The 10,128-nt window shown below is 47.2% G+C and carries 11 protein-coding genes; 6 read left to right on the top strand and 5 right to left on the bottom strand.

All coding sequences use genetic code 11. The features are described from left to right. Positions 1 to 141: 141 nt before the first annotated feature. Together JGK11_RS31790 and JGK11_RS31785 are read right to left on the bottom strand one after the other, a co-directional pair. A complete protein-coding gene (locus JGK11_RS31790; protein WP_293187044.1) occupies positions 142 to 1,113 on the bottom strand; it encodes an Hpt domain-containing protein in 972 nt (323 codons plus the stop codon). Between the two features lie 182 nt (positions 1,114 to 1,295). Then, the gene (locus JGK11_RS31785; protein ID WP_293187043.1) at positions 1,296 to 1,550 is read right to left on the bottom strand and encodes a hypothetical protein; all 255 of its coding nucleotides are present in this window, start codon (positions 1,548 to 1,550) and stop codon (positions 1,296 to 1,298) included. 515 nt (positions 1,551 to 2,065) lie between these two features. On the opposite strand from JGK11_RS31785, the gene JGK11_RS31780 reads away from it, so the two are divergent. The 4 genes from JGK11_RS31780 to JGK11_RS31765 all read left to right on the top strand — a co-directional run bounded on the left by JGK11_RS31780 (position 2,066) and on the right by JGK11_RS31765 (position 4,394). Further along, a complete protein-coding gene (locus JGK11_RS31780; RefSeq protein WP_293214370.1) occupies positions 2,066 to 2,326 on the top strand; it encodes a sulfiredoxin in 261 nt (86 codons plus the stop codon). Positions 2,327 to 2,437: 111 nt separating this feature from the next. After that, positions 2,438 to 2,983: a DNA starvation/stationary phase protection protein Dps gene (dps, locus tag JGK11_RS31775; protein ID WP_293214368.1), complete on the top strand. Its 546-nt coding sequence runs from the start codon at positions 2,438 to 2,440 to the stop codon at positions 2,981 to 2,983. A 148-nt stretch (positions 2,984 to 3,131) separates the two neighbouring features. Next, positions 3,132 to 3,836 carry a helix-turn-helix transcriptional regulator gene (locus JGK11_RS31770; protein ID WP_293214366.1) on the top strand — a complete coding sequence of 235 codons (705 nt, stop codon included), beginning with the start codon at positions 3,132 to 3,134 and terminating at the stop codon, positions 3,834 to 3,836. A 231-nt stretch (positions 3,837 to 4,067) separates the two neighbouring features. Further along, complete coding sequence (locus JGK11_RS31765; RefSeq protein ID WP_293187039.1) at positions 4,068 to 4,394, top strand: STAS domain-containing protein; 327 nt, start codon at positions 4,068 to 4,070, stop codon at positions 4,392 to 4,394. Positions 4,395 to 4,450: 56 nt separating this feature from the next. Here JGK11_RS31765 and JGK11_RS31760 read toward each other — a convergent pair whose 3' ends face one another. Beyond that, positions 4,451 to 5,587 (bottom strand): SpoIIE family protein phosphatase, encoded by a 1,137-nt coding sequence (locus JGK11_RS31760; RefSeq protein WP_293187038.1) that lies wholly within the window; start codon positions 5,585 to 5,587, stop codon positions 4,451 to 4,453. 243 nt (positions 5,588 to 5,830) lie between these two features. Here JGK11_RS31760 and JGK11_RS31755 point away from each other — a divergent pair, with 243 nt between their 5' ends. Next, positions 5,831 to 6,061, top strand: a complete 231-nt coding sequence (locus tag JGK11_RS31755; protein ID WP_293187037.1) for a hypothetical protein — start codon at positions 5,831 to 5,833, stop codon at positions 6,059 to 6,061. 549 nt (positions 6,062 to 6,610) lie between these two features. Next, positions 6,611 to 7,120, top strand: coding sequence for an ATP-binding protein (locus JGK11_RS31750; protein ID WP_293214364.1), 510 nt, complete (start codon positions 6,611 to 6,613; stop codon positions 7,118 to 7,120). 15 nt (positions 7,121 to 7,135) lie between these two features. Here JGK11_RS31750 and JGK11_RS31745 read toward each other — a convergent pair whose 3' ends face one another. Then, a complete protein-coding gene (locus tag JGK11_RS31745) occupies positions 7,136 to 7,909 on the bottom strand; it encodes a DUF1350 family protein (protein ID WP_293187035.1) in 774 nt (257 codons plus the stop codon). A gap of 550 nt (positions 7,910 to 8,459) precedes the next feature. After that, positions 8,460 to 9,491, bottom strand: coding sequence for a glycosyltransferase (locus JGK11_RS31740; RefSeq protein WP_293187033.1), 1,032 nt, complete (start codon positions 9,489 to 9,491; stop codon positions 8,460 to 8,462). Between the last annotated feature and the right edge of the window lie 637 nt (positions 9,492 to 10,128).

The following is a 10,128-nucleotide window of genomic DNA, read 5'->3' as shown; positions in this document are numbered from 1 at the left end:
CCGAAAGCCTGCGTGTTTTGCCATCAAGGTTGCTTCAGTATTATTTAATTTGAGCGCTCGCTTGACGGCAAACATGGAACTGACTCTCAGCAATCAACTTTAGATAAGTTTAGCAAACTATTTGCCACTTAACTCTTGCTCCTAGGAAGAGGATTTAATGGCGTGAACCAGTAACTTGGCAATTTCCGAGAGTTGCTTTTTGTTGAAGGTTTTGAGCAAAAGCTTGACTACCGCCTTAGGTTCAGCGGGAAGAGCTACTTGCTTCGACGCTGCTGCTGGGGCTGCTGGGGCGCTTACCTCTGCTGGTTTTGGGGCTGCTACCAAAAGTAGCAAATTTTTACTCGGAGCGATCGTCTTAACTTTCCCCGTTTGCACCAAATCTCCCGCATCCTTGAGCTCTTTGATAATCAGCGGAGCTAAGACTTTATAAGAGTTTTTGGGATTAACGATCGCCCCTCTAGCAGTTTTAACTAAATTTTGCCAAGGCTCAAATTTAGCTCCCAACTTATAGAGTCGAGCGCACGCAGTCGCCAATTCCTGACGGCTAGCAGCAGATTCTTTCTGCTTGAACACCTGCAACATCTCTTTCAGTAAAACCATCACTTGAACAGCAAAATTCCCCGGCGCGGCGCCCGCTGTTGGAGCCGCGACAGGTGCACGAGTTCCAGCAGTAGCAACCGCCACAACTTTGCCCGCCGCCAAGTTGTTGAGATGAGTTTCCAGTTGAGCAAAAACTGGCATCACCTGCTGGACGAGTTTTTCTCCCTCTTCATTCCTCAAGCCAAAAGGCCCTTCCAGTCGCGCCAGCAAGTCTTTAAGCGTATCAACTCCCTTTAAAAATAGAGATTCTGCCGTTTGGTCAACTTGCTTGACGGGCCCATCCTTGAGTACCTTAAAACAATCTTCCAAGCGGTGAGCGGTTGTTTTAATACTATCCAAGCTGAGCATAGCCGCCCCTCCTTTCACAGAGTGGGCGGCTCGAAACATCTCTTGGACCATTTCGGGGTCTTTCATCGTGGACTTCAAATCCACCAAACCATTTTCTAGAGTATCGAGGTGCTCCTTAGCCTCCTCTATAAACAAACGCATTATTCGATCTTGCTGATCTGACACGACAGTCCTCCTAACAATCTCAGCATCCTCCAGAAAGAACCATCTTCGTGGGAGGAAACACGACTCCTGCCAAAAGTCAGAAGCTCCCATGCAAAATATTCTAGCCTGCCTCTTGTGAAAGACTGACAATACTCGTGTCTGGGCGGTTTTAGCTCTCTTTCCTGGTGTGCTGGAGATCGATTTTAGAGTTCTGAGGGAGTATCTGGAGCAATTTCGATGCCCATTCCTTGTTTGATCATCTGCTGATCCGTAATCAAGTCGTTCAATTCCTTGACTTCGACGCCGATTTTTTGGCAAGCTTCTTTGAGTTCCCGCTCAAAAGTGTTGAGGTCGCTTCCGTAGCCGCAAAGCTCGGCGGCTGTGGTGATTCCTTGTTGGGCATTGGCTTTGGCGCAGTCGATCAATTCAAGACCTTTGAGGGGTTGGGATGATGCCATAATATCAAACCACAATTTATCTTTTGTCCCACTGTACCTAGAACGTTGAGGTCGATCGATCTATCGAAAGGCATGAAAAATCCTAGCGGTGCTGCGTGTTACCAATAAATTATTTTTGGGGACTTCCTGCCAAAATAGCAGTAGTTAGGATTTTCTAACCGCTCGTAAAAACCTGGACAAAGCTACCCAAAAGTAGTCAATGTTAGACATCTACGTTGGTAATTTTAGTCCACAGTCCTAAAACTACAGGAATAAACGGCAATCCCTCTATTCCCTTCATGAAGTCGGGATCAGCATTGATTGTTTTGCCAGTTGAGGCTCTATATAAACCACGCTGAACGCGTTTACCGCTAAAAACAGGCTTGACCTCTGTCTTTTTGTTATACCTCAAACACTACAGCAAACGGTCGATCGCACGCCCCCGTTCTCCCAAGCTCAAAATTTCCCGACATTTCTCTTGCCAAGTCGAAGTCATTACGAGTATGATTTAACAAGAAGCAAAAAAGAGACCCACCATGAGGATCGAAGCCATACCCCTCAACCAGATTCGCCGCCCCCTGCCCCGAGTCAACGATCGAACTAAAGTAGCCGCCCTCATGGAATCCATCCGGGAGGTAGGTTTAAACGAACCCATCGACGTGCTAGAAGTAGATGGCCAGTATTACGGATTTTCCGGCTGCCACCGGTACGAAGCTTGCCAGCGCCTCGGTTTAGAAACTATCCCGTGCAAAATCCGCCGAGCTCCCCGTGCTGTGTTGCAGATGCACCTAGCCTGAGCAATTCACGACAGGCAAATATTCGATCGCCCAAAACAGCCAAAACAGCCAAAACTGTCAAAACTGTCTCAGATATTCGATCGACAATCACCACTAACAACCTAAAAACCTATGACTACCAACAACCACAAACAACACCTTTACCCGACGCGCATCGATATGTCAGCCGCCACCCGCTCTCAAATAGTCGGGCTGCTCAACGCCACGCTAGCAACCACTCTGGACTTAAAAACTCAAGTCAAGCAAGCTCACTGGAACGTCAAAGGCATGGACTTCTATCAGTTGCATTTGCTGTTTGACGAAATGGCCGGGGAACTCGAAGAATACGTCGATACGGTTGCTGAACGAGTCACTGCTTTGGGCGGTTTGGCTGTCGGAACAGCCCGCACAGCCGCCGCAGATTCGATTTTGCCAGAATTTCCTTTCGACATTCTAGATGGCAAGGAATACGTCACTGCTTTAGCCGATCGCTATGCACCCTACGCCCAACATCTGCGAGTGGCGATCGACAAAGCATCAGAACTCGGCGACGCCGATACAGCCGACTTGTACACCGAAATCTCCCGGGCAATTGACAAGCGTTTGTGGTTCCTAGAAGCGCATTTGCAAGGTTCTGCGACAACTACAACAGCCGCCGAGAAAGTTGCAGTCAAATAGCCACTTTCTTTTGTGGGGTGGGCCGAAGAGCCCGCCACAGGCAAGATGCCTGTGCCACTTTCTTTTGTGGGGTGGGCCGAAGAGCCCGCCACAGGCATCTTGCCTGTGCCACAAAAGTTGTGGAGTGGGCTTCTAGCCCGCCCCAAAGATGTATTTCCTTAAAGCTCGCAACAGTTTACGATCGAGAATATGTCCATTTATTAATTTGGATGAATTTTTCGTGGCAGCTAATATTCCAGATTATGCTCCTCAACTGCAACGGCTGATGCAACAGGCCGGGATTTCGAGCGATCGAGAACTCAGCCAAAAAGCAGGAGTTCCCGAAATTCAGGTCATCCGCCTGCGTCGCGGCTTAGCTTTGAAAACCCGAGCCGACATCCTGCTCAAAATTAGTCAAGCTTTGCAAATTTCCTTAAATGAACTGCTCGCAACCCTGGCGCCAGACTTTGTAGAGTTAGAAAAGGCACCACCCACAGCCTTAGAACAAGAATATCAGCGCCTCCAAGCTGCGATCGCACAGCAGCGATCGTCTTTGATGGAGGAATTCCAGCTTGCTAGCGTACAAATTTTAGAATCTTGGATGTTGCAGTGGCCGACTGCTGCCAGCAAAGCTCAGGAAAATCACCACTTGCGGGCTCAGAAACTGCTGCCGTTGCTGCGCCCCGTCGAGCAGTTATTGCAGCATTGGGGCATAGAGTCGATCGCCCCAGTAGGAGCAGAGATTCCCTACAACCCGCAACAGCACCAGCTCATCGAAGGAACAGCCCAGGCCGGAGAACCCGTCAAAGTCCGCTATACAGGCTACACACAAGGCGATAAACTCCTCTACCGCGCCAAAGTTAGCTTAGTTTGATGCCATTCTGTATTCAGCAGAACAAAAATTGTCCCCCTCTCACAATTCACTCGCGGTGGCGAAGCGCTGCGAGTCCGATCGGCGTTCCCATCCGCAAAGAGCGCCATCTCTTGCACTCAACAATATTCTCCCGTTCTCGGATTTTCCGTTTCTCTTATTTGGATCGGAGTCCATCTCGCAGCTATACTTAGCCTAGTCTGGCTAGAAATTCTGACATTCCCATCGCAAAATATGAGTCCTGTAGTTAAAATTATTCAGCCCTCTGGCATTTTAGACGGCACCAAGGCAAGTCAATTCCGCCAAGAGATTAGCGACCTAGTGGAAGCGGGAGCCGATGTGGTATTGATAGACTTCACTGATGTGACTTTTATGGATAGTTCTGGTTTGGGCGCTTTAGTATTAGCGCTCAAAACAGTCCGGGCCGCTGGGAGTCAATTAGTCGTCTGTTCTATCAACGAGCAAATCCGCATTTTATTTGAACTCACCAGCATGGATCGAGTTTTCGAGATCTTTCCGACCCGGGATGCTTTTAATCGCAAAATTGTCTCCACTAACTAACTCTTTTGGCTGCTGTCTTCTTGCCATTTGGTTGCAAATGTGATGCAAGAGGTCAGCTAGCCAAAGTTGATCTTGAGTAAAGACCAATCATCATCAAAAACTGCTTTAGCGTTCAACTTTTGAATGTAGTTCAGAACCAGTTCTAACTGATCGGCAGTTGCACCGTTGTAAGATGCTAGCAGGTCGATGAAAGGGTCTAGCCCCCAGATATTGCCGTCAGGTTGGTGAATCTCGTATACCCCGTCGCTAAAGATGTAGAGAGTGCTTAAATCCTCGACATCGCAGCAATTATCGACATAGCGGGCGTCGGGGAACATCCCAACTGGCATTCCGGGGGTTTTTAATTGCTTGATTTTAGCCGTGCTCGCAGGGGACTGGGAAATTAACACGGCCGGGGGATGGCCGGCGCTGGCGTAAGTTAGCTGCCGAGTAATGCGGTTGTAAACGCCATACCAGATGGTGAAATATTTGTCATTTTGGTAGCTCATCTGGAAGGTGGTATTGAGGGCCCGCAAAACATCGCTCGGTTTGTAGTAGTCAATGTTGGGCAGTGCGCGCGATCGCAGCAAATTCAGCACCGCCACAGAAGGCAGCGCCGCCCGCAACCCGTGACCGGCTACGTCAAGCAAGTAAATCGCCAAATAATCGGCATCCAGCCAGTTGTAGTCGAAGCAATCTCCGCCTAACTGCCGGGAGGGAATGAATTTTGCCTCGATGCTGACAGGTTCCGTCATCGGATCGGGCAGCAGCGATTGCACGTACTCCGCTGCTTCGGCTAACTCTGCTTCCAGGCTTTGCTTGGCAATTTTCAAATCTCGGCTGAGTTGGTGCAGCCGCAATCCTGCGCGTACTCTCGCCTGCAATTCGTTGAGTTCGATCGGCTTGGAGATAAAATCGTCGGCACCGGCGTCAAGCCCTTTGACTCGATCGGCGATCGAACCCAAAGAAGTCAACAAAAAGAATTGTGTAGTTGACAGTTCCGGATCAGCCTTAACTCGACGGCAAACATCAATGCCGGTCAAACGCGGCATGATCCAATCGCAAATTATCAGCGCCGGACGCAATTTTTGCGCCTGGGCCACGCCGTCTTCGCCATTGCTTGCTACTGTCACTTCGTAACCCTGTTTTTTCAGGGTTCTTCTCAGCAGTTCTTGAACAGCCGTATCATCGTCAATAACCAGAATTTGAAACATGGCACTCGGGTACTACAAGTCTTTCAAAGGTCTGGGGGTCATTTAAAATATATCCTGTGAGGGCGATTGTCTGAGATTGAGTATAGTCTAATAACATCGCTTTTCAGGTAAATGCTTTTGCCGGCCAGCCATCGAGTTCAATTTACCTTTAAATTTGATGCAAATTTTGGTTGGGTCGAACTTCACCCAGTTTATCCTCAGAACATAAACTTTGATAGATTTTTTTTGGGCAGCAGGGGCGAATTGACATCGGGGCGCGACTTCTGGTATCGTAAACAGCTAATTACTCGATTTGACATTTATTTTTTTAGCAGTACAAGCCAGTACAGTCGAACTCCCATTCAATTTTGCTTGGTTTTACACGGTCAGCCGCCGCAGCAGCAACTGGAAAATGACGCTGCCATTGAAGAACTGCGATGGGTGATGTTGGCGCTAGCAGTTGCCCGCATTTTGGCAAAAAAGTTAACAACGTAAAGTACAGGCAGTATAATATTTGCCTCTATTTTAGCTAATAAAACAGCAAGAAGCCTTTCACCTGCCCGATAGGGAGGTGATGAGATGAATTGCGAGCGAGTTGACGACAATCCTCTGACCAATGCCGGAGGCGAGGGAAGAGGGTAGGTCGGAAATGAGCTGTCATATTTTGTTTGTACCCATAAATTTGATAGAATAAATTTGGTTAACTTCACCCCTATCGGTGTCTGATCAGCCTCTGTCCAGTAGCATTGCGATTATTGGTAAGCGACTCCGTTGCACAGCATAGAAGCAAGTAGGCACATCTTGATTAATGCAAATTACCTCCGGGTTTGTCCGATAGTGCGAATCAGCCAGCATCTCATCCAGGGCAGTAAAATTTGTAGGGTACAAGGTAAGAAATTTACAGTCTGCGGTAGGGCATTCCGTGGACTTAAAACAAAGCTCATCGCCTCCGAAGCAATAGCTGGATTGGATGAGAAGCCTACACTGTATTGCTTGCAATCAGTGTAGGAGTATGTCACGGAACTATAATTTTAGTGGCTGAGCGTGATTGAATTAAAAGGTTCCGAAAAGTTGCAAGTCCTAAAGAAAGCGGCTCTTCAAGTCAATACTGGCCAGAGTGCTTTAGAGCCAGTTTTGTCCTGGTTTGCAAAATTATACGAGCAGCGAATTCCTGCAAGTGTGTGGATACGCTGTCAGTTGGCTTTGGCTGAGGGCTTTACAAATGCGGTGCGTCACGCCCACGAGGGCAAACGGCCGGATTTGCCGGTGGAGATTAACGTGGTGGTGTCTGCTGAATCTGTAGAGATTCAAATTTGGGATTCGGGCTCTCCCTTTGATTTAGAGCAAAAAATTCAAGATATGTCGAAAACGATCGATCCTGAAGCTTCGGGCGGGCGGGGCCTCAAGTTGATGAAAGACATCGCAGACAGTCTCAGTTATACCAGAACGGCTGATGGTCGTAACTGTCTGTCGATCGTCAAAAACTATACTCCTATCCCCGAGACGGACGACGAAGATGATATTTTGCAGTTGCCGGACGAACTTTTGGGTTGATCGGCTCATCGGCTTTTAAACGCGCGACAGAGGGTTTAGCCACAGCAGAATTGTCCGTTTTAATTGATTTAATTCTCGATACACTTCTTGTTTTACCCATTGGCCGATCGCGTCGAAGGGTGTAAAAATTTGACCGACAGGCCAGCTAACATCTTGACCTAATGGCGTTTGATGGTTGCCGGCCAGTGTCTGAACTGTAATCATGTCGGAAAATCTTTGTTTTAGCAGACCATTTAACAGCAGGGTTTGGTCGATGTTGTCGCTGTTAAATTTGACTAAAAGATTGCGCCGGATTTGATAGCTATCTTGCACGAGGCGGTTGGTGTCTTGGGGGGAAGGGGTAAACTCTACGTTAAAGACGGGGGAAATTTGCTCGACGATCGGGATTGCTTCGGATGCTGCATAATTGTTGAAAGAGATCAGAATATTGCCGGCTCTTTCTATGTCAAACACCGAGCCGATCAGCAAGTGCAGTTTGCATCCCATGCTGTGCCCCATGCCGTAGACAGGCAGATAGGAAGATTTGAGCAATTTCTTGGCGCGCAACCTATCGAGGGCATTTTCAAACTTGTTGAGGACATCGCGGGCGATCGCAATATGATCCAAAGTATTGACAAACGGGGTTGCTACTACCACATATCCTTGATTCCCCAAGGCCTCTAACAGCCACCGATAGGTCAGTTGCGGTGCAGCAGCTACAAATGCGCCGCCGAGAAAATGTACGATCGCGATCGGTTTCGAGTTTGAGGGAATTAATACCCAGTTGCCAGAAATTTCTTGCCAGTCCATAAATTTAGTCTAGTTCAAAGTAAAAAGGCGATCGTTCTCTGAAGGTATCAGGTAAAAAGGTAGAAAGCATAATTTTTGTTACTTTTTTGCTTTTACTTTCTGCCTAACAAATAGGTTTCCTACCCATTTTTATTCACAAAACTTGGCTTTTTACTTACCATAAATAATTGGTTTAAAGCCGGAACCCCGATCGGGAGGAATTTAAAAAAGACGATTGATTGCTCCAATCCTCTTCCTTCTTTGTCAACTGCTGTCAACTGTCAACTGCTGTCAACTGTCAACTGTCAATTGTCAACTGTCAACTGAATGAAACCTTATCTATTTTAATTGTTTTGGCAGCAAATAGCACGGCGGGCACAGGCTGCTATTTCCGGCTCGCTCGGGTTGAGGCTGGCGGCTGAATATAACACTATACGCGATGGTTAACGCTTTGTTGCGATCGCGCGACGCCAGAGCGATCGAGCGTATCTATTTTTCAGAGGCTTTTATCTCCAAGACGGTTCAGATCGAACCGTCTTAGATTAAAACCTGCATACAAATACAAGAGCCTTTAGGAAAAACCGCTGACTTCCGACGATCGCTGGGGATTAAATTCTGCTGCATGACGGGTGCTTTCTGTCGTTTGACGGCTCAACTTCTCGTGAGATTTCATCCATTTCCACTTGTTCAGAGTAGCTTGAGGATTGAGGGCTGTCGTAGCGATGCCATAAATCAGAGTCAGTACAATCTCCCGATTCAACCAACTTTGTCCCACCTTTCTCATGTAGTGCAGTGCCAAAACTTCTCGGAATTTGTTGAGCCTTGGCAAAAGGGGCAAATTGTTAAAGCACAACTGTTCGTACTCGTTGAGCGATAACTCTTTTTCTCCCCGCAAGCGCCGCAGTTGGTTTTCCTTGACACATTCAGAAGCTATGCGCTTTTTCAGCCAGTGCTTGTCTGTGAGAGAGTTTCCTCTAATTCGATAATTTCCCAAAGGTGCTGTCGCGGCTAGCAAGCCGTGCTTTTGAGCAATTTTGGTAAATAACTCTGTATCTTCTCCTACCTCCCAATCTTCTGCAAAGCCACCTTCTTTGAGCAAAATGAAGCGATCGACTACCACAGAAGACGGGAAAACCCAAGGACTTTCGCCTGTCTCCTTAATCGCCTGCATTTCGGCTTTAGTTGTAGGATAGGTAGGAACGTAACTCAACTTGTTGCCATGCTTGTCTAAATACCGCAAAGCGTGAGCAACTGCTTTGACTTCGGGATTGTCTGCGAGCATCTTCAAACAAACTTCTAGCTTGTTGGGTTCCCAGGTATCGTCACTGTCTAGAAACGCTACATACTTGCCGGTTGCCCGCTTGATCATTAAATTTCTTGACTTGGAAACCCCATAATTGTGGGGATTTCTATAGAACTTAATTCTCGAATCTTGCTTGGCCAGCCTAGCACCAATTTTTCTAGTATCGTCTGTCGAGCAGTCATCAACAATTAAAATTTCTAGATGCTTGTGGCTGCCATTAACTACGGAGGCAACGGCCTCGGCCAGGGTTTCGGCTGCATTGAATGCAGGAATTATTACACTGACTTTTGGGCTGTTCATAACTTGAATTAGTTGTGTTTTGGTAGTTGTTCGCCGAAGTATAGTCTTCGCCACATATGACCCCTGAAATTAGAATACGAAGAAAGTAAGGATTTTCCGCTGAAACTGAAAATTGCTGGCTGTGAAACGCACTGACTGGGATCTAGTGCGATGAAAGCTCGCGTTTGAGCAGTTAAGTTGCAAAGCATAATGTCCGGCGCTAGATGATTCGAGCTTCCACCCCCTGGCGTGTATGCCAGCAAGGGCAAAAATAGGATGCTGTTTCTGAGCGTTCGTATATCTACATAGAATCAACAGTGCTTTCCGCAAAGGATTATACAGCTTTATTAAGTTTTATGACAGGAAATTAAGAAAATTAACTTCCTATATCAAACTTCCTGCCTTGGGGGAAAGAAGAGGTTAACTTACAGGGCGAAATAGTTATCTAAACTTAATCAAAGCTTGCTGGACAAGATAAGTCTAGAATTGAGATAATATCTGGAATGCCGAAAACCAAGGCTCAATTATCCGGTTTGTAAACCGCAGTTCTGTCAGTACCAGCCAGCCTGTTAAGGTCGAGAAGGAAGTCCACAACTCGTTAAATTGGCTGAAAATAGTGGGTGACTCATGGCTAATAGCGACCGCTAGAATTGTTTTT

The organism is Microcoleus sp. PH2017_34_RAT_O_A, from assembly GCF_020737885.1.
Taxonomy (GTDB): domain Bacteria; phylum Cyanobacteriota; class Cyanobacteriia; order Cyanobacteriales; family Microcoleaceae; genus Microcoleus.
This window is presented reverse-complemented; position numbering and strand designations above follow the sequence as displayed.

What these genes read in the sequence shown, in the direction of transcription:
- JGK11_RS31770 (WP_293214366.1), top strand. Translation starts at nt 3,132, where the DNA reads ATGTATTTCCTTAAAGCTCGCAACAGTTTACGATCGAGAATATGTCCA.
- JGK11_RS31785 (WP_293187043.1), bottom strand. Translation starts at nt 1,550, where the DNA reads ATGGCATCATCCCAACCCCTCAAAGGTCTTGAATTGATCGACTGCGCC.
- JGK11_RS31780 (WP_293214370.1), top strand. Translation starts at nt 2,066, where the DNA reads ATGAGGATCGAAGCCATACCCCTCAACCAGATTCGCCGCCCCCTGCCC.
- JGK11_RS31760 (WP_293187038.1), bottom strand. Translation starts at nt 5,587, where the DNA reads ATGTTTCAAATTCTGGTTATTGACGATGATACGGCTGTTCAAGAACTG.
- JGK11_RS31745 (WP_293187035.1), bottom strand. Translation starts at nt 7,909, where the DNA reads ATGGACTGGCAAGAAATTTCTGGCAACTGGGTATTAATTCCCTCAAAC.
- JGK11_RS31740 (WP_293187033.1), bottom strand. Translation starts at nt 9,491, where the DNA reads ATGAACAGCCCAAAAGTCAGTGTAATAATTCCTGCATTCAATGCAGCC.
- dps (WP_293214368.1), top strand. Translation starts at nt 2,438, where the DNA reads ATGACTACCAACAACCACAAACAACACCTTTACCCGACGCGCATCGAT.
- JGK11_RS31765 (WP_293187039.1), top strand. Translation starts at nt 4,068, where the DNA reads ATGAGTCCTGTAGTTAAAATTATTCAGCCCTCTGGCATTTTAGACGGC.